The sequence below is a fragment of the Paenibacillus tianjinensis genome (genome assembly GCF_017086365.1).
GTDB lineage: Bacteria > Bacillota > Bacilli > Paenibacillales > Paenibacillaceae > Paenibacillus_AQ > Paenibacillus_AQ tianjinensis.
This window is the reverse complement of sequence record NZ_CP070969.1, coordinates 4282169-4302442: the sequence shown is the minus strand read 5'-3', so window position 1 is coordinate 4302442 and position 20274 is coordinate 4282169. Positions and strand designations below refer to the sequence as shown.

Here is a 20274-nt window from a genome sequence, read left to right as displayed (position 1 = left end):
GATACATCAACTCTTTTCTGTATATATTAATTTATCAACTTTTTTATATGTTGTTTTTGGTACGAGCGCACTCATGATTTTCCCACTACCAGCCCACGTTGCATCAATAGCATAAGGAGTTGCATATGACTTTTTCAACTCAAGAACACCAGATGTAGAGTTAACAAATTGATTATTGTATTTTCCAGGTGTATCAAAACTATCTACTGTAAAAGGTACGACTGTCGATGTAGCGAACAAAAATATTTTTACTCTAGCGTAGTAACCCACTTGGGTATTTATTGATCCGTCTGTTAATGTTTCATTCCATTCAGACCAAGAAAATCCATCATTTGATGATTGAGTGTATATTTTATATAGACCTGTTCCTGTAATGCTTTTTGCAACATATTTAAATTGAGCAATTTTATCGGCAATTCGGATGGTTTCTGATATCCAATATCCTTCTGGTGAGTAAATCGAAGTGCCGTCATCGCTTTTTGTTAATTCAATTAGCTGCAATTTCCCATTACTGAATATTGTATTATTATAAGTGCCTTTACTTAAGTCAAGAGGGATACCAATTTCTTGCGTTGCCATTTTAGCTCACACCCTTATACAGAATCAAAGAAGGTATCAAAAAAAGTACCTGAAATATTTTCAATTACAGAGTTATCGGAAAGGTTAAATACAAGAGAATTGTATTTTACATCTTTATGATTGCCCCCAAAATGAACTTCAATAGGGAAGGAGTTGTTTTGAATAGTCTGTTTAATAGCAGCGACTAACTCGGAAACTCCGGTTACAAACATGGAATTATACGTACCTTCTGGAATGGTAAAAGTATAATCATGAGAACCCGATGAAATGGTAATTTCATTGTTAGCTGTCGTGATCACGGACACGTCGCCAATGGCTTTATTCCCCCAAACTCTTCCATAGTTATCGGTGTAGAAATTTTCCATTATGTATCATTCCTTTTCTTTAAATTAATTCCCAATTATATACGCCTGCACGATTCCTAATGAGAGGAGCGTGAATGCGGTTGGCCTCAAAACCATTAACTCGAAATACAAGTTCACCATCTAAGTCCTTATCTACGGATATTTTTATTTCAAGATAAGGAGGAATGTTTTTATCTTGCGGAATATGTAAGAGGTTTTTAAAATTAATATTCACATCTGCTAGATCCATTGCTTTCTTGTATCCAATGACATGCTGAGTGATGTGATTTTTAATTCGACCACTGGATGTTTTTGATAGTAATTTACCATCCCCAATGGCATCCTTATATTGAGTAATGTCATTATATAAAATGGCCCTACCTGTTAATGGGTACTCAATGCCATCGGCAATGTAGGACACTTGAATTCTGTTTTTGTTGATATTGAAAATTCCATTTGCTACATCAAAGTATATTTGAGATCCCATTCCGATTAAACCAAAACGGATTAGCACATCTCTCTTGATTTGATAGTAGCTATTCTCTTTTCTGTCATCGAAGTTGTATTCTGATAGATAAGAACCATCCATATAATCAGCTATCCAAACGAAGTTTTGTCCTTGCGGAACAGGGGAGAAGCGATATTGCATATTACCTAAAATCATATAATCCCTCCACATTGTATTGTTGAGAAAATAAAAAAAAGAGACACAACTAAATGTGTCTCTAGAACTTATTTAAACGTATCTGTAACTGCCTGAGAATACCGTTCCTTTCGGAATACTTTAACACTCGTTATAATTGAGTCGGAGTAGAGCGCACCATTATCCCATAAGGATACTCTTATTACGCTCGTTGAAGGTCTCTCTTTAATAAGAGATTTCCCTGCTACGATTTCCCATTAAAAGTCCTTAGCACCATCGAAATACGTGATGGATTTTTTTCAGCATAGACCATATTTTCATTTTTTTCTGTCTTTCGACCACATTCACGCTCACCGTTACCAGTCACGTTGTAGTATGAAAATCTTTAGGGGGTTCCAGCAATTTAAAGAGTTTACGCCACATCGTTACCGATATAGGGGGCCATATTGTTAACCCGAATTTTAAACGCTTGCTGTCCTGATTTGGCTTCCAGTGGAACGTCTGCTTGAAGACTTACTGTTGCAAAGTTCCCTGCAGCATCTGCGGGTACTCCATTATTCTTTACCCCAAGAATTTCTTTTGCTCCAGGTTGAATGGGAGTGGGGTAGGAGGCACCAGTATTATCTTTCTTAGTCGTACCAGTCGTTCCAATTGGTTTTGTGTAATCTTTACCGATTCGAGAAGATTCTTGAACTAGATCGGTTTCTCCCAGCGAATCAACCTGACAGTGAAACCAGTTATTTTTAACAACTTCTATTTCACTACCTACAGTATTACCGAGACCGCCCGACATGTCACGAGTGGTAATTGTGCAATCTTCCATTTTTGACACATCCGTAGTGCCGCCTTTATTATTCCAGATGTTAAAAGTGAAAACTGGTGAAAGATCGTCGGCATCTATTACACCGAAATTAAAGGGGGTTGTTACTACAGCAGAATGCGTAGAATTATACCAACTGATGATAGGATTCATATATGTATTTCTCCTTTGAGTAATTTATTTTATATCTTTATTTTTAAACTTACAGTTAAATTGTATAAACCCAATCCCTGCTGGGTTAAGTTTATACGAAAAATGTCTCCTTTTTGGACAACGGCATCGGTAAACGTTACATTTTTATCATCAAAATTATGATTGGGTTCAAATTGCAATCTTCGGTCAGTTAATTCTGTCCAATTTTTCATATCTCTGGTTCGTTCCAGGGATAATGTAGAAACAGTTTCTCCTGCAGTTGCACAATAGGCGCTTAAGTCCGTAATTTCTCCATCAAAGGGGAAGGGAATGAAGTTTTCTATGGCTCCTTGTACTGCATCGGGCAAAGAAAAACTTATTACGCGCTCCTTAATATCTACCGGAAACGTTTTTAGTTTTTGATAATCTGCAATAGACATTAATCCATCTTTAAATTCATTGACAACTTGCAAATTAGAACCAAAAACATCGATTTCAATCCAACGGCTACCATCAAAACGATATCTTTTTCCATCTTTATATGTTTGTACTGTCCAACCGACAAGAGGAGAGGGGTAAGTCGAAGGAATGTTTGTAAATTCAGCCACAGGTTCTTTGAAGACGAGTCGAGTAGTATTATAGGCGCTTTGAGCTAATGCTGCTGCGGATTGTGCATCCTGAGTTGCTATATTAGCATTATCTGTTGCCAAAATTGCATTATCAATTACGAGTTTAGTTTGATTCATCAGGTCTTCAACATTTTCAATAACTAACTTATTTTCATTAATTCTATCTTGAATTTGATCTATGTAATCTTGAAGAGTAGTTACAACATCTGGATTACGATGTATCATAGCGTATACGCGACTTGCGGCAATCATCGTCAATCCACGGCCTTTATAATTGCATAAGAATGACATTCCTTCTTTGGATGGATGGAATTGAATAGCGCCCACAGAATAATTAACTAGGAACTCATTTTCCTCAAGAAATTGTCTATTACTATAAATTTCTTGATCAATTTCTATGAGTGATGGTATTTGCACGTGATGTGCACGAGATGGAAGCTCAAATAATGTTATTAGTCCATTAATAACAGGCAATAAATCCGTGCGATCTACATAGGGATCATCATCTGTTCCTTTTCTGAGCAATGAAATATTTGCATCATTGTACTGTAACTGAGTTATAAGATCAGGCAATTAATTCACCTCCAATTTGCTTTCTTAGCCACTCTTTAAATTGAGCCTCAGTATTATGTATTCTTGTATATTCATTATGAAAATCGGCATGACATTGTCTACAAAGGGTTGCACCATTATTAACATCGGTTCTTCTTTTTACACACCAATGGTACGAATCCATATGGTGCGCTTGCAATTCTGTTTCTGAGCCACATGCGATACATTTATGTTCATCTTTTTCTAATACATTTCTTCTCCATTCTCTATCATGGAGATTAAATGTTCTTTTTTTGTTGATCTTAAATGGATTGTTTTTATGTTTTTCTCTTAATGTGTTTGAAATCCTTATCCTACTACATTTTTTACACTTAACTCCTGCTCTTATTTTTACCAACGACGAAAATGCAATGTTGCCGCATGCACATCTATATTTCAATTTTGTATCTTGACTTTTATAGTCGCTTGCCTCTGAAAGTAAGAGACAATTATTTAAAACAAAAGTCTTTTGAACCTCTGTATATTTAAGTCTTCTTGAATTTGAAGCAATTTTGCTTCTGCATTTTGTACACGAATGACCCTTCATAATATTTTTATAGCTCATTTGAGTTTTGTTCCCACAGTGACAGATAACATGTAACTTTTGATGATTGTTTAAGTATTCCTCTGACAGTAAAACAAATTTCATACTTTCTATATTTTCTTTTACTGTCTGAAAGGATAATCTCTGCTTCTTTGAAGATTCAATATATTTACATTTAGAACATCTCCTACCCAAGACAAAGTTTCCTATTGCTACCCTTCCTTCGTGTCCATTCGAACAAACATAAGACAATGGAGTATTGCTATTTATATATTTATCTGAGGTCAATACATATCCACACTCATTAAATATTTGTCTTGCTAATTCCAAATTGTATTTTCTTTTGCCCAATATATCACCTCCTTGTCGGATTATTGGAGCAGTCCAAATTGATACCTGAATTTTATTTTTGCTTTTCCGGTTGCTCTTAAGATGTTCTTCCCTGGAGGGAAGTTTAAGTAATTATCATTAAAATCTTTATAGCGATAAGTTACTGCATGGCTCGTCTGAATATCCTCGCGTTCATTGTTGACATATATAACTTCCTGATCAACCAAATTTACAAATTTGAACTCATCGTTAATTCTTGAAGTATTTATTAAGCTAAAATCTCCACTATCAATTTTAGTAATCCAAATTTCAGGTTTGCATTTGACATCGCCTTTATTGTTAAAAACTATGACGGGTTCAAAATAGAGAGTAATGTCGTTCGAAATTAGAGGAGGAGAAACGTGGTCTGTTGCATCAATAATTATACGAATTACTATTTTTGTGTTAGCGATATATGTATCTTCACTTATATCAGGAATACTTCCGCCATTTACGCATTCACGCCATTCAGTCCAGTTGTAACCATCGAATGATACTTTGGATTGAACGACAACTTTATCTCCTTGCCCAAGTGTTTGACTCCATGTAATACTACTCAAAGCACCATCACAGATAAGAGGAAGCGTTAGTGTGGGAGAGGTATAGTAACCAGTGAGATTGCAAATATTTTTCCAATTAGTCACTTCAAATCACCTCATCAAATTTCCCAAACGCTTTGAATAAGGCTGCTGGGCCAGATTCTTTCCACTTTGCAATTCGATAGCTTCTCCAGGCTACGTTTTTATCATAAGTTGTATTACCATCTACCAATGACCAGACAGGTTCAGAAGCATTTGATTCTCCTGCCTGTACACATAGGTAGAAACGCCCATTATCGATGCTTGGCAGTGCAATATCATTTACTTTATACATGTGCGATGCTATCCAAGTATTCGAACCTCTAACATCTTGAACTTGACCATTTGCTGAGACGGGAAAAATTGGTTCAGTAACACCAGAATTTCCGGCTTGTACACATTCATAATAATGTCCATTATCTCTTACAGGAACAACTTTACTTCCAACCACATAGGCTTTAGATGATTCCCAAATCGGAGCACAATTCCCGGTTCTAATGTTTGACCATCCTGCATGAGTTTGAGTCAGTTGATAGTTGTTCCACATTCTTTTTCCAGCATTATATAGCCCATCTAGTGGAGGCTTAGATACATATTCTTCAGAAACGTTGTCAAGTGTCTGGAAATTCCCTGCTAAATCATTCAATGTTGCTTCCACTTCATCAGTAAATGAAGGGATTTTTAAACCAAGTTTATTTGATGTTGTCGCCAAATTTCATTCTCCTTTCTTAAAGATTAAAGATCGCTCCATTTTGTTCCAGTAGGAAAATCACTCCATTTTGGCTTATTCGGATTCAGAGTAAGTTGTCCTGAACCATTAACTATGAGTGATTTCTTTTCTCCTTGAGAAAAATCAGTCAGCCCAATACTTTCTGAAGCCTTATCCCAAATATATTCTCTACTTGTTGTAATTGGAGTATAGGAGTAGGGGGAGTCACAACGGAAGGTTAATTTTACGTATCCTTGCTTCAAACTGTTATGTACAAGAGTGGAATCATCTACAACCATGGCATAGAATATGCGTTCTGGGTTATTACCTTGTTCATTCGTAAAGTAAAGCTCTTGGTAATATTCTGGAGATGTTAGCCACTGAGCAACTTCTCTAATTTTTTGTGTGTCCCAGGTATCTTCAAAAGCGAAGTTAACTGAGAATTTTAATGGCTCTCTTTTTAGTCGTTGAAAATAAGGTTTATCTCTTCCTTTAATTGTTTCCTCGACTATCTCTGCTGTGGGAGCAAAGGTTTCTTCTTGCATTCCCGAATCAATATTCACATTATAGATCCCATAGTTAATTGATTTCTTGCCCGCAAAAGAGAAGTAAAGCGAGTCTCGTATTGTCATTTAATCACCCTCTTTACAAGTTAATAAGATCAATTCCGTCTTCAATCGTCGATACTGTATCTAAACAAGTAGTGACTTGTGATCCGACAACGGCTATCAACTTTCCATTTACTTTAGCGTTCTTACTATTTCCGCCCGTTATCTTTCCTTCCCCAACCCCTGATGTTGGAGAAGTTGGTCTGTAATCAGTCCAACCGTTACCAGAAGGGATAGGCGGATATGCTTCCCATGTCTCATTAGTTACGTTATCAACTGTGGCAACCGCTATTCCATTAACTTTCATTGTTGAGTTTGATGAGACAGTGCCTGTAATCTTGGCTCCAGTCGAGGAAGAACCACCATACCACCAGTATCCACCTGTATCTTCGTCTCCATTGTCCCAATAATAGATATCATATGTCACATGACCAGTTTTGGTGGATTCAGCGATTTTTGAGCCATCGACAGCTACTTTAGCGATTTAGTTCACATCCTTTTAAAAGAAGACAAAATAAAAAACCCTTTGTTTATAAGGGTTTTATGTGTTGGATTTCCTTATGAAATTGTTATTTTATTTGAATGGGGAAGAGGGGCAGCGCATTATAAAAGCCACTCCGATGATGGAGTGACTTTAAATGGTCTAACTTATGTAATTTATTAATGCTCAAATCCTTTAATGCTCATATACTTAAGAGCCTCTCCAACTATTCTTAAAAAATCTTCTTCGTCTAATTTCCCGATTGGATTATTTAAGACGTTTAGAGGAAGAGGCATATTCTTATTGACTCTAGCATATGACTTTTTGTTGAGTCCAGCCTGACTCCATTTTCCTATTGGCTCCCTAAACTGATCATAATGGGTAGGAGGTGTTTTTGGCCCTTGTGTGGTTATTTGAGTCATAATTCCTATGTCTAGATTTTCTCCAACAATGTCAGTTAAGAGAAGTCTCCGAAAATCCTTGGTTCCGGGCTGATCTTGATACTGAAAATATCCTTTATAAACATTTCCAATTTCGTGCTTACTCACTCGTTATCTTCACCATCTTCTAGATTAAACCATTTCACATGAGCTTCGTTCTTGGGGTTGAGAATAATGGTATCATCTTTGGATTTAGGAAGTTCGAATGATTCGAGCATTTTTTTGTAGTCAAGACCGACTTTTAAATTCGGATACTTTTCTGCCAATGCGCTCCTCATCTTTTTTTCCTCCTCATTTTCTTCCTCGTTCTTTTTCATGTTTTCACCTCCTAGTTTTATACTAGAAGATGCGTAGTGCAAATACCCTCAAAACATGTACCGAATTATAATAGATTTTCCCCAAAATAAATTACATTCGACATGCATAAATAATAGACTGTCGGGATATAGTATATAGTAGAGTAATCTATCAGAATTGGTCTGGTTAAATTATAACATAGAGTTATATTATGTGGTAATATTTTGCCCTAAATTTTGTCACGAAAAACGATGGATTTCTTAAGAGATTTTCAAGCAGATTCTTAGAGGTGAAATGTGGTCATGTTTTTACTGCTTTTCCGATCAATAAATGACTCATAAAAATGTTCTCAATAATACTTAGTAAAAACAGCATGAGATTTTACTACTTAATTCAATATAAAAAAGAGCCTGCCAGATCAATTCTGAAGGCTCTCTTTTTATATTGTAGTTTTTTGATTATAGATCTCCATCTGTGTCAATGTAAAAAGAGTATGTACTTGCCCCAATTTCAATATGAAAAACAATATTCTTCGTTCCGGAAGAAACTTTTTCTTTTGTAATGATACCATTAATGGTTTCCTTCGCCGCAACCATTGAAGGGAAATTTTCTTTGCCGTAGAATGTTCCTTTAGTAGAGAATGGAATTCCTTCAACTCTCAGGTTAGACCCCATTGACAAATCGTATCTAATGTTTTTTCGAGAATCAAGAGAATTAACAACGGTCACATCCAGGTCGGTCGAATTTTCCCCCTGCGAAACCCTATTAACCGTTACTGATATTCCATTTTTCTCAATGGTTATGGGTAATTTCTTGAATTTAATTACATCTGATTCCGTGCTGACATTTGTTGTAGTCGTTGTATTTAGGTGATCAATGATTACTGCTTCATTATCCAAACTTATTACTCCATTCTTAAATCCGACTTCATACCCAGTAATTGAACCAACATCTCGAACAGGCACATAGGCTGATCCATCAATGGTGACTGGAGATTTTGCTAATTTCTGTTCTTTGCCGTTTACTACAATTTTAAATTTCGAAGTTTTAGCAACAAAGTCTCCGGTAGCAGCAAATGATACACCCGAAAAGAGCAGTGCCCCGCATAGAAATGCTGAAGCAATTTTAAACTTTTCTTTCATTTTTATTTCACTCCCAAATAATTATATTTATTTTAATTATACAATATTAGACAAATTACGTCTATCAATTGTTTATTAAATAAAATTATACTGTGGAGCAGAGAACGACATATTTCCAGTTGATTTTAAATCCAGTGTTCCATTAATATCAGCGGTCATTCCGTTCGGAGACAGTCTGATTTCTCCAGAAGTGGGATGAGCCATCCTAATGATCGTGCCATCGCTATTAATATCAAACATAACTCCGCTGCTGTGCTTAATTTGCACTGTTCCGTTCTGAGAATATAAAGAGACGGAGGTATCGTCGAACTTTAATGATCTTTCCTTGGCATTTGAATCGCTTGAAAAATACTTGAATTCAAAACTCCCATCCGGCTTTGTAATAAACCCCTTGCCAGCATTTTCAGAGGCTCCAGTTCCTTCGCCAAATGTCATTTTAGGAAAAGCCATTTCTCCAGAATCTTGAAATGAAATAGATAATTTTGTTTTTTTATTGATTGGATATTCTAGAACGGGCCAAGCGGTAACCTCTGTTGTCATTTGTCCGGTCTGAGACGAATTTAACCAATACACAGGAGTGCCATCAGGAAGGGTCTTTTGCGTGCCCGAACCACTAACCTTTCCTGTTATCCAATTGGCAGAGTTATCTTTAATCTCAATAAAGTTTGTCCAATCACTAACTGCACTATTAGACAAAGTGGAGACTTTTGCGGCAATGAGGTCTGTAATATATCCAAAATCGCTACTTAGAAATGTTGCGGCCACCAAATCAGAACTTAATGATGCCAAACCAACGATTGACCAACGATTCATGTAAAAAATTTTGCTTTCGGCATCCAACAATAATTCATCCTCTGATGATCCACCAATAGGGTCAGATGTGATTTTTAACTTTTTGGCTATCAAGCTATTAGCTCTTAATACTCCGTATGTATCGAGATAGAATACCTTCTCATTGTTTCTGTAGATAGAGAATCCTTCTGTTGCATTAAGTACTGTTTTAACAACATCATCAGAACGAGTAACGGTTAGGCCATTAACAGCATCAAGGACTAATTTATTATAAGGCAAACCAAGTTGAACACTGCCCCATTTAACAGCGTCCGTAATTTCATTAATAATTCTCTGAGCTTCATTGTAATAACTCTGAAATTTGGATTTGAAAACTTCTCTATCGATATCTGTTGTAGCCGTCATATCAGCGAGTAGAGGTGCAACATAATTATATAGATTATTATAGGCATTGGTGAATGGAGGAATATCAATAAGGATTGTTTGATAATTATCTCTAGTAGATGTCTTATAAGCATTAGCCTGAGACAATAACTTTGCATATTCTGTCTGAATAGTCTGCCATTCCTGCTTAAGAGTTAACTTTTCAATTGAAGTCAATTTGTTATCGGTGATAATTGTAGTAAATCGTCCAATATCTAAATAGCTGGTATCAACATCTAAAAAGATATCATTCAAATCGTTGACAATTGTAAGTTTCTTGGCTACTAATTCTTCAACCCAAAGGCGACTATCTTCCACATTTACATAGAATTTTCTAGTCCACACATTGTTAACTTTTTTCTCAATTGATATACCGTCGGTAGCATTGAGCCTAGTTCGATACAATTCATCAGAACGTGTTACAGTGACACCATTTATGCTGTCCAGGAGAACTCCATTATACAAACTACCCAGTTGTAAACTACTATATCTAATAGAGTCATTAATCGCATTTAGCAGATTTACAACTTCATCATAGTAGGTTTTGAATGTATTATTAAAAACTGTTCGATCAACAACCGTAGTAGCATCCATGTCAGTGAGTAGTGGGGCGAGATAAGCAATCAGAGCATCATATGTATTCGTTAGATTAGTTGGATCAATCCTTAATGTATCATCTCTCGTTGTAGTCTTATAATCATTTGCTTGTGCTAATAATTTCACATATTCACTCATGATTCTTGTGCGTTCACCCAAAACCTGAAGTTTTTCAAGTGAAGTCAATTTACCATCGGTAAGAATTTCATCAAACTTACCAATGTCCATGAACTTTGTATAACTATCAAGCATCAATTCTTCTGTGTCGGATACAATTTTTAATCTTTTTGTGGTCATATCTTCAGCAAATAAATACCCTTGATAGTCCGCATACAGTTTATCTTCAAATGATGATCCAGTCCAACGTTGAATTTTAAATCCATCTTCTGAATTGATGACTATTCGATTAATGAGAGCAGAGGTAGACAAGAAACCATCATAACGATTTACAATAATTCCGTAATAGTCTGGGTTCTCTTCATATAAGCCAAGTTTCATTGCAACACGACCATATCTATCTGTTATGGTTGTTTGTGGTCCTTCGGTCATCCATACACCGTCATCTGTACCTATGACCACGCGTTGACCAAGAATTATTTTACCCAATACCTGTTCTGCGATAATACCATCTGCCGAAATAGCAGTTTTATATGATAGCCCACCATCATTTGTTAATCCCAAAACTCCATGTGTTCCTCGAAGAAATCTCAAAGGGTCATTTGGGTCAACAATTGTTAATCCAGACCTATCGAAAGTTACATACTCATTGGAAGCCATATTGATCTCATTTGTAACCTTGTTCCAAAAGTTCTCAAACAATTGACTCATTTCAGACGTATCAACAACTGCTTTTCCCCAAGGATTCTTATTCAAATCAACAGTGACATTAGTATTTTTGGCATCATTAAGGAACTTTTCTAGTCTTTTTGCTTCATCATTTGCATTTTTAGCATTAGACAAAACTAATTTAATATTGAAATTCTCATAATCGTAATCGATCTGGGTTATTCTTGCCGTTACATTCGTATTCGTAGGTTCATATTTAACATTGACGAAATCACCTAGATTTAACTTATTCCAATTCGCTTGTTCTTCAACAACTTCTAAAAAGTTTACAATGTCAACCGATATTTCTAATTGTGGTTGTTGTAACTCTCTGAACTTTTCAAGGGCTGCATCATATAAATCTTGAGCATCAATAATAGTATCATCGCTATATTTATACTCAAACATATATAAATTTAGTTCGCGTAATTGTTCAGTTGTGAAGTTATTCTCAGCCGCAAGAAGAGTTTGAAGTGTTGAGATCTGACTTTTGACGGTATTAATATCGTTAGTTTTATTGTTGATTTCAGTTTGTTTTGCATTAATCTGCATCTGCTTATGGTCTAAACAATATCTATCAATAATTGTAGCTTCGTTACCAATTGTAGTATTCTCGGAAATGCTTATATTGGCAACTTGAATAAATACTTCGGTATTGCCGCCAATAATAGTTACTGTTGAATTTACAACACCATTTACCTTCTCCAAAACAATCCACTGATCCATTATGGTCGGTTTGATTTGACCATCTAAATAAACACTTACACCTGTATTATTTGTGACTTTAATCATAACGGCATATGCATAATCAGGTTTTAAAGTGAAAACTCTCTGAGTTGTTCCGGTAGATGTATATTTATCCTTAAACATCATTGCAGTATTAGGAAGCCCATTAACCATTAATTGTGCCAATTCGACTTGTTGTACTGCTGATGCTTCATTTTGAAGGGTAGTCATTTGAATGGTAAGAGCATTTAAATCAGTTTCAAACGTTTCTAGATAGTTTAAATACCCAGAAAATAAGCTTTTTTTACTTTCTACTAGTGCTTCATAATCAAGCAGAGCAGAGCATAGACTGTCGCTCATAAAATAACTTGATTGCAGTATATTCCCGCTAAGGTCTCTTTCAAATGGATACATCCAATATCCATAATTCTCAATATAGTTTTGTCCTGTGGGATTAACTTTCTGGATTCCCAGACCATCCTGACCACTAGCAGACATTCGCGTGACTACTTCATCTGTCCTAATGGTGTGATCCATAGATTTGAGATATTTACCATATGAAAAAGTTAATCCGCGATTTATTCCAGTAAGTTCAGGCTTTGTCATGTCTATAGTCCGTAGATCTGTATTAAAGGTAAATATTGCGTTAAATGTTTCACCAACAGAGAACACACAATCTAAGATTTTATTCTCAGGAAAATCAAATGCTCTATACGTTAATTTGAAATCAGCATCAATATACCCTACAGTCCACAAACTTCGTTTTAGAACAAGGTTTAATATTTGTTCAGCATTATATGATTCAACACTTAAACTTTCAATAATTAAATTTGTTAATTCATGATAGGCAGCATAACATTTTACCATTTTTATATCAGAGTCAACATCAACGGCATTGCTAATCTCATTTATGATAAACCATTCAGTTTTACTTCCCAATACTACTTTAATACAATAGTTTTCTCTCAATAAATCAACATTTTTGTTGCGTTCTAAGCGATGATTAACGTCTATGAAAAACGGAAGAGAGAAGTTAAGTGTGTAAATGTCATTTATTTTTGTTTCTATTGAAACACTGTATGCTTCGGACAGTTTGCTAATAATTTCTCTATTTGGCTTAGCCAAAAATATCTGTGGCTTAATTGGTTTTCTATTGTAATCAATATCTCCTAAGATTTTAAACACCCTCCTTTACATACAAAAAGAGAGGGTGTTTGCCCTCTCTTAGAACTTTTTAAACTTTTGTAATTTTTTAATTACCTTATCAGAAATAGACTCAGCATCATCCTTGTCGTTGGCATAGATGTTAATGTTCTCAACAGTAAAAGAACTAGAAGACGAAGATGGGCCAGCAGCAGATGGTGCAAAAGTAGGAGAGATGTTCGCAAATCCAGATTTGAAATTATCATAGATATCTCTGGAGATATTTATGATTTTCAAGAGTTTACTTGTATCAAATTTATCTAATACAAGCTCTTTTTCGTGAGCCAACAGAAACTGCCCTTCGGCTGGCATGTTATCTGGGGTCATGCCGCCAGTTCTAGCACTGAACACTTTTTTTTTAAGTTGTTCGTAAGACCCATCTGGAAAGTCGGGGTACTTTTTACGTAACGCATCATTCCTATTTTGCAACTCTAAAAACTGAGATTGTTTATTCTTGTAGTCTGTAGAATCAGCCATCAAGGTTTTCATATCAGTTTTTAACTGTTCTGCTTGCTGTTTATTTGAGAGATAGGTCTGCCAGTCATTTTGCTTTTCACTACTCGAAGAATCCGGTGTTCCAGAAACCGGATTTCCGCTACTGGTAGATGGGGAGGAGGTAGAATCGGAATAATCACCATTAGAGAATTTAGTTAAATTTTCTTGCATTTTAATTAATGCATCGTTTAAGTTACTAAATGCTTGAGTTGTCGTAAATGCATGACCTTGCAGCGTTGTGAAATAAGTGCCGTAAGCACTTTGAATTTCCGCAATAGCAGCCTTAGACGTAGCAGAATCTTCACTCATCAACCGCTTTTTAAGGTCATAGAAATACTTCTCATTATTCAATCTGTCTTCATATTCCTGGTCAATTGCTTCTTTTTGATTGTCCAGGTTTTTTGTAACAGATTCGGTTATGCTATCTTCAATATCTTTAATCTTCTCGGTGTAGTCGGATCGGTCCTGTAATTGATCTTGAAGGCTTTCGTCTCTAACCGTTCTTTCTCTATTGAGTTTAAATTTTTCAATTTCCTTATCTTTACTGGCAAGTTGTTCGTTTAAATCTGCTCTTTTTGCTTTTGCAGACATAGAGTTGTCAGCAGATAGGACATCTAAATCAGAAATTATCTTTTGTCTCTCTTTGAGCTTCGCTTGAAGTTCAGTTTCATAATCATCTGAAGCATCGCTACGACTCAATAGTTTCTGCTGAGTATTAATATAATCTTCGAATTGCTTTTGTTCGTCATCTATGTTCTTAATTCTGGCATCATGACGTTTTTCTTCGGCTTCGATCTGATCATCAATTGCCTCAAACTTCAAATCACGTTCTTGTGCGATTACTTTCTTCAACTCATCAATGATATTGTCCGCCGCAGCTTCACGCATGTCTTTAAGATTTTCATTAACATCTTTAATTGAATTGCTATATTCATAATTAGCTAAGACAAGTTCTTTGATTTGTTCTTTTAAGTTGACTTTAGTAGCGGCGGTCAATTGTTCATTCTTAAGTTGCTTTTCAAGAAAACCAATCAAGGTTTGATTAGCAGATATTTGCTTCTGGGTGAAAGAGGTTTGGTTTTTAAGTTCGGCATTGTACTCAGCAGTTCCCTCTTCAAACTGAGACATTTTAGCCTTAGACAAATCAATTTCATAACCAAAATCAGAAATAGTCTTTTTTGATGCAGATATTTGGCTGTTGATATTCTCGGTTAATCCGCTCAATTTATCAGATTGAATATCCTTGACATCGGTATCTAATTGTATTAAGAAATCATCATATTCATCAGATGAAATGCCCAATTTTTTCATCATAGTCTGAAGATTTGATTTCTCCGTAGCCTTGAGGGACTGAATTTGAGTCTGAATATTTATTTGTTTATTATTTTCAGTTCTCCATTCGACAGAATTAGGATCAAGAGTATCTTGAACCTTTTTAGATGCTTCAATTTGTAACTCAGCAGAAGCGACTAAACGGTCATACTTTTCTTTGATAGAATCTAAAATAAGCAAATTATTTTGATAAACTTGATCATTGTCTTTATCATTCTGTGCTTTTGCGTTGTCAGATGCTTCTTGCATTTCCTTCGCTGTTGCACCATCTGTTTTTACTGTTGTACCGCCAACTTTAGAGGTTGTTTTACCAGCAATTGAAGAAGGAGTCGATGTTGAAGTTCCAGTCAATGAATTATAATTACCTAAGACTTTCGGAGCATAAGCCTTTGTTTCTGCGAACGGGATGTTATTTATTTTCCCATTCTTTAGCCACTTATCAACATTCCCCTCGCCCGCATTATAAGCATACAGTGCAAGTTCAACATCACCGTTATATTTTTTGAGTAATCTAGCAAAATGTTTTGTTCCTCCAGCAATGTTCTGTTCTGGATCGTAACTATTCTTAACGCCTAATCCCTTTGCAGTCCCAGGCATGAGCTGCATAAGACCTTGAGCACCAGCACCAGATGTTGCATTGGTATTATATCCACTCTCAGTTTTAATGATGGCAGATATTAAGTTAGGATCAACATTATACTTACTCGCATACTTATTAATTAAATCTGAGTATTGCGAGTTAGCAGAGGATTTGTTGGATGCACCTACTCCAACAGAAGAAGAATCTTCTCCTGCTTTGGTTTTGACTGTCGTAGTAACTTTAGTTGAAACCAACTTAGACGGATCAGCGATCCCCTCTTTACGAAGTTTAATCTGTTCCTGAATAAGTTTGTTTTCTTTTACAAGAGAATCACGATATTCTTGCGATCCTTTACGCATACGCGAACGCTTATTTTCTTCTTCGTCTCTAAGTTTCTGAATAGAGATTAGAGACTTCTGAAGTTCAGTTAAAATCTCAACCGTATCAGAAATAGAATCGTAATTAGCATCTGTTGCGCTTTTGGAAGTAGTTGTACCATTTTTAAAATCAGAAAGAGTATTAGATAAAATTCCATATTTAGACTGTAGATCTTCTAATACCTTCTTAGATGCTTGTAAGGCATTGAGTCCTAATTTTTCAGCGTTTAAATCGTCAGAAGAACCTACGCTTAAAAGCGCCATTTTCGCGTTCATTTCATCTGTAATAGCCTGAATACGCTTTTTGGTTTCCTCAATAAGAATTTTCGTTTTATCCATTTCCGTCTGGATAACTTCATTTTTTTCTTCTTTTCTGGCTTTAATAAATTCATAAACCGCATCTTTGCTAAGTCCAGTAACTTTGATAAAATCAGAATACTTCTCACTTACCTCTTGGACGGTAGATGCTGACAATTGATTGTTATCTTCGAGTTCTGCCTGTGCCTTATTGAGAACGTCGATTTCTTCTTTGGATGCAACAATGATCTTAGTGAATGCAGCCATCTGTTCATTTGAACCATTAAGACCGCCATCTAAAGCCTTCATTGCATCTTCTAGTGTTGTGAATTGAGTTACGGCTTCATTTGCTTTCTTAGTAGCTTCGGCACTACTTTTAGCAAAATTATCAAGGTTTGATACGATTTCTGGATTGCCCTTTATTAGTTCAAATGATTTCAATCCAGAAACAATAGTGTTTAAGTTTTTACCGTCAAACTGTGAGGCATACCACGCAACACCTTGAAAATCCTTGTTGATATCCTCTAGCGGTCTTTTGTTGGTAATTCCTGTAAGAGTATCATAAAGCTTCTTTTGCTCATCATTCAGGTTGACCATTTCAGCGCCAGTTTGTTTTAACTGTTCTTTCCTTAAATCTTCAAGATTAGAGATTTGCTTATATGCTGGTTCTATTTCAGTTATTTTATCTTTAACAACATTTAATGCTAATTCCCATTCTTTTGCGCTCTTTGGGATTAATGACTGAGAAGCAAATACTTCAGTATTCTTGTTGCGAATCTTATCTTGAACATCTAGTAAGGATTCATAATACTCTTTTAAACTTAAATCTGTACCTTGCCCGCCACCATCTTGAACTTTATATCCAGTTCCAAAGCCCATTCCTGATTTAAGATTTGCTCCAAGAATTGGCTTACTATAACGCGTAGCATTTGCAGCATCTGCTATAATTTGATTATCTTTGATCTGATCGTCTAACTTCTGCTTGTTCAGGTCTTTAAGTTTATTTATCTGCTCATCATATTTGCCATTAACCAAATCAAGACCATTTGCTTCAGCACCATATGTATCAATGAGTTTATTTTGGATCTCGAATAATTTATCTTTTACTTCTGCGTTTGTGCTGATCGAGTCAAAATTCTGTTTATAGTATGACTCTGCTTCTGATAGAGAATTAGTCAAGTCCTCATACTTTTTATTACTGTCTTCAATTAACTTATTGTGCTTTTCAAGAGTATCTTCGTTATCATGGAATACCATATAAAGAACAGATAGTGCAGTTGTTGCTAATCCGATCCATCCAAAAGCCCTTTGTAACCCCGTCATAGCGACAGCAGTAGTGTTTGCTGCACTGGCGGTTGAGGTTAGAGCTGTAGTAGTTGTAAATAGCGCTTTGACAGTAGAGAAAAGAGAGGTAATTAATCCGGCGATAGCTTTTGACTTAAAAGTTAAAAATAATCCACTAATAAGTATTACTGCATTACCTAGATTATCTAACCGTTTTATGAAGTATGATATTGCATCTACGACACCTTTGATAAATTCCGAATTAATGCTACTAGTCCAGAATTTTTCAATTTCATTCTTAAGGAGATTCAGTCGCCCAGCGATTGAATTAAGATAGGTCTCGTTCTCCCTTGCTGCGGAACCAGTACTATTTAGAGCGGTGTTGAGCGATTTCTGGGCTGTTTCAAAGTCATTAATCAGTGAAGCAGCGATGTTACCTTGAAGTTTACCCGCCACCGACTCAAGTATGTCGGCTTTTTGAAAGTCATTTAAGTCTTTCCAGACTCCACTTAATTCAGAGAATATTTCATATGTACTCTTGAATGTACTGTCATCTTTTTTAAGAGTTAAACCTAGAGCAGAAAACTTCTTTTCAAGAGTCGGTACGAGATTGCTTAAATCCTCGCCATCTTCGCTTATCCCGCGCAACCTCATCGAGATGGTCTTAAGAGCTTGACCTACTCGCGCTGGATCTTGAATTGTACTATTTGCTGCTGTTGCCAACGCCACTGCTTCTTCAATCGTATTACCAGATTCATACAAACTTGCAGCAGAACGACGAAGAGCTTCACCAATGCCGCTGGAAGAAATTGCATATTTATTTCCGACCTCATTAAACACATCGACTATGTGGGTTATGCTCTTACCTTGTGCATCTACCTCAAGATTAAATCCTTTGATGGTAGAAATCAAAGACTTAGAAGCTTCCTCTGCACTCGCTAGGTCGCCTACATTTTGATACACTAGAGTTTGTTTTGCAAGTGTTTGAGCTTGTTGGATATTGTATCCCAATCTTGCCCACTCAGATGAAGCTTTAACAACATCAATGGTCAGACCGCCAATAGAGTTTGCTGTTTCATTAGCGTACTCTAAAAAACGACCATAGGTTGTATTTGTTTCGTCAGTAACTTTCTTGAGATCGATCATCGCTTTATCTAATTCAAAAATTTGCTGTACTCCGCTACGAATCGCACTGGTTATACCAAAAAATATACTCCCAACACCAGAATAGATGAGTATATTAGACATTGCAGATTTAAGCGAATCCCCAAAAGTACGAGTATGCCTATTTGCTTCTGTTAACCCAGAAATAGTCCTTCTTATATCTGAATTGAGAGCAGAGAGGGGGGATTTAAAATCTCCAATATTCTTAATTGATTTTAATTTACTCTCAAGTTCATTTAAATCAGCAACAGCCTTAGCATTTCCGCTATATTTATTCCTAGCATCATTAATCTTGCTTTGAGTTTCGGCAACAGATTGAGCATATTGTTGATCTCTTTTTTGATTCTGCTGTAAAGCAAGATAGTGTTGTTTATCCGCTGCTTCAATTCTTTGTTGATTTGTTTGTAGTGCTTGATAATATGCGCGATCAATAGTTTCAGCTTCTTTTGTTTTTTGCTGTTTAGATCGATTATCCATTTCCCTATTTTTTTGTAGCGCAAGGTAATGGACTTTATCCATATCTTCGACAAGTTTAGTATTACTTCTTAAAGCCATAAAATGAGCACGGTCTAATGCCTCTGCTTCTTTTAGTTTTTGTTGCTTATCTTTAAGAGCTTGATCGGCAATGGCTTTCAGTTTAGCTTCTTGTTGCTGCTTAAGTTTTAAGAATTCTTCAAGTTCGGCAGATTTATTTACATATCCATTTGCATCAGTATTGATTGTTACAGTTTGACCTGTATTAGCATTCTTATATGTATTAGTGATACTATTTATTTCGCCAGCTTTATTTTTATTAGTTCTGGTTGAAACTTTTTCATATCCTTCAAGTTGTGACTTTAAATCAGCAAGTGTTTTCCTCTGTGCGTCATAAGCCTTATTCTCATCCTGAATAGTTTTTTTGTTGGCATCATGCTTAACCCTAGTTTTCTCAATCACTTCACCAGTAGCAAGTGTTTGTTGAGTAACTTTAGTCATACTACCATCAAGATTTTTCATCTCAGTAACAGTTTCTTTGATAACTCGATTCTGAGATTCCATAACAGCATTTAGTTTTTTAGAGGCATCAACAAATCCGTTGATTGCAGAAATAAAACTTTTATCAATGTCAATCTTCAACTCAAGTTTTTTGAGGTTAGGGTGTTTTGATAGTACATCGAGAGAAGTATTGATATCTTTAACTGCTAAGTCAGGAGAGAGTGCAGCACTAATTAAAATCTTCATATTGTCAGCCATTATATTTGAGTCACTTCCTTTTTATATTTAAACTAGAAAA

Annotated in this window: 15 protein-coding genes; all 15 read right to left on the bottom strand. The window is 35.8% G+C overall.

Features of this window, described 5'->3' with window-relative positions; genetic code table 11:
- Positions 1-6: 6 nt before the first annotated feature.
- On the bottom strand, positions 7-579 hold the full coding sequence (locus tag JRJ22_RS20080; RefSeq protein ID WP_206101195.1) for a hypothetical protein: 573 nt from the start codon (positions 577-579) through the stop codon (positions 7-9).
- 14 nt (positions 580-593) lie between these two features.
- Complete coding sequence (locus JRJ22_RS20075) at positions 594-944, bottom strand: hypothetical protein (protein WP_206101194.1); 351 nt, start codon at positions 942-944, stop codon at positions 594-596.
- 19 nt (positions 945-963) lie between these two features.
- Entirely contained in the window at positions 964-1587 is a 624-nt protein-coding gene (locus tag JRJ22_RS20070) for a hypothetical protein (protein ID WP_206101193.1), read from the bottom strand.
- A gap of 391 nt (positions 1588-1978) precedes the next feature.
- The gene (locus JRJ22_RS20065; RefSeq protein ID WP_206101192.1) at positions 1979-2539 is read right to left on the bottom strand and encodes a hypothetical protein; all 561 of its coding nucleotides are present in this window, start codon (positions 2537-2539) and stop codon (positions 1979-1981) included.
- Between the two features lie 29 nt (positions 2540-2568).
- The gene (locus tag JRJ22_RS20060) at positions 2569-3720 is read right to left on the bottom strand and encodes a hypothetical protein (protein ID WP_206101191.1); all 1152 of its coding nucleotides are present in this window, start codon (positions 3718-3720) and stop codon (positions 2569-2571) included.
- Positions 3713-4633 carry an HNH endonuclease signature motif containing protein gene (locus tag JRJ22_RS20055; RefSeq protein ID WP_206101190.1) on the bottom strand — a complete coding sequence of 307 codons (921 nt, stop codon included), beginning with the start codon at positions 4631-4633 and terminating at the stop codon, positions 3713-3715. Before JRJ22_RS20055 ends, JRJ22_RS20060 begins: the two co-directional genes overlap by 8 nt.
- 20 nt (positions 4634-4653) lie before the next feature.
- Positions 4654-5295, bottom strand: a complete 642-nt coding sequence (locus JRJ22_RS20050) for a phage tail family protein (protein ID WP_206101189.1) — start codon at positions 5293-5295, stop codon at positions 4654-4656.
- Position 5296: 1 nt separating this feature from the next.
- Positions 5297-5941, bottom strand: coding sequence for a hypothetical protein (locus tag JRJ22_RS20045; RefSeq protein WP_206101188.1), 645 nt, complete (start codon positions 5939-5941; stop codon positions 5297-5299).
- Positions 5942-5964: 23 nt separating this feature from the next.
- Positions 5965-6570, bottom strand: coding sequence for a distal tail protein Dit (locus JRJ22_RS20040; RefSeq protein ID WP_206101187.1), 606 nt, complete (start codon positions 6568-6570; stop codon positions 5965-5967).
- 13 nt (positions 6571-6583) lie between these two features.
- On the bottom strand, positions 6584-6973 hold the full coding sequence (locus JRJ22_RS20035) for a hypothetical protein (RefSeq protein ID WP_206101186.1): 390 nt from the start codon (positions 6971-6973) through the stop codon (positions 6584-6586).
- Between the two features lie 233 nt (positions 6974-7206).
- Complete coding sequence (locus JRJ22_RS20030; RefSeq protein ID WP_206101185.1) at positions 7207-7575, bottom strand: hypothetical protein; 369 nt, start codon at positions 7573-7575, stop codon at positions 7207-7209.
- Positions 7572-7784: a hypothetical protein gene (locus JRJ22_RS20025; RefSeq protein ID WP_206101184.1), complete on the bottom strand. Its 213-nt coding sequence runs from the start codon at positions 7782-7784 to the stop codon at positions 7572-7574. Before JRJ22_RS20025 ends, JRJ22_RS20030 begins: the two co-directional genes overlap by 4 nt.
- Before the next feature lie 438 nt (positions 7785-8222).
- Entirely contained in the window at positions 8223-8906 is a 684-nt protein-coding gene (locus JRJ22_RS20020; protein ID WP_206101183.1) for a stalk domain-containing protein, read from the bottom strand.
- Between the two features lie 75 nt (positions 8907-8981).
- Entirely contained in the window at positions 8982-13454 is a 4473-nt protein-coding gene (locus JRJ22_RS20015) for a phage tail protein (RefSeq protein WP_206101182.1), read from the bottom strand.
- Positions 13455-13493: 39 nt separating this feature from the next.
- Entirely contained in the window at positions 13494-20234 is a 6741-nt protein-coding gene (locus JRJ22_RS20010) for a phage tail tape measure protein (protein WP_206101181.1), read from the bottom strand.
- Positions 20235-20274 lie beyond the last annotated feature (40 nt).

Bases quoted from the DNA above. Each gene is read 5' to 3' on its own strand.
- JRJ22_RS20080 (WP_206101195.1), bottom strand. From the start codon at position 579: ATGGCAACGCAAGAAATTGGTATCCCTCTTGACTTAAGTAAAGGCACT.
- JRJ22_RS20025 (WP_206101184.1), bottom strand. From the start codon at position 7,784: ATGAAAAAGAACGAGGAAGAAAATGAGGAGGAAAAAAAGATGAGGAGC.
- JRJ22_RS20075 (WP_206101194.1), bottom strand. From the start codon at position 944: ATGGAAAATTTCTACACCGATAACTATGGAAGAGTTTGGGGGAATAAA.
- JRJ22_RS20065 (WP_206101192.1), bottom strand. From the start codon at position 2,539: ATGAATCCTATCATCAGTTGGTATAATTCTACGCATTCTGCTGTAGTA.
- JRJ22_RS20010 (WP_206101181.1), bottom strand. From the start codon at position 20,234: ATGGCTGACAATATGAAGATTTTAATTAGTGCTGCACTCTCTCCTGAC.
- JRJ22_RS20040 (WP_206101187.1), bottom strand. From the start codon at position 6,570: ATGACAATACGAGACTCGCTTTACTTCTCTTTTGCGGGCAAGAAATCA.
- JRJ22_RS20020 (WP_206101183.1), bottom strand. From the start codon at position 8,906: ATGAAAGAAAAGTTTAAAATTGCTTCAGCATTTCTATGCGGGGCACTG.
- JRJ22_RS20070 (WP_206101193.1), bottom strand. From the start codon at position 1,587: ATGATTTTAGGTAATATGCAATATCGCTTCTCCCCTGTTCCGCAAGGA.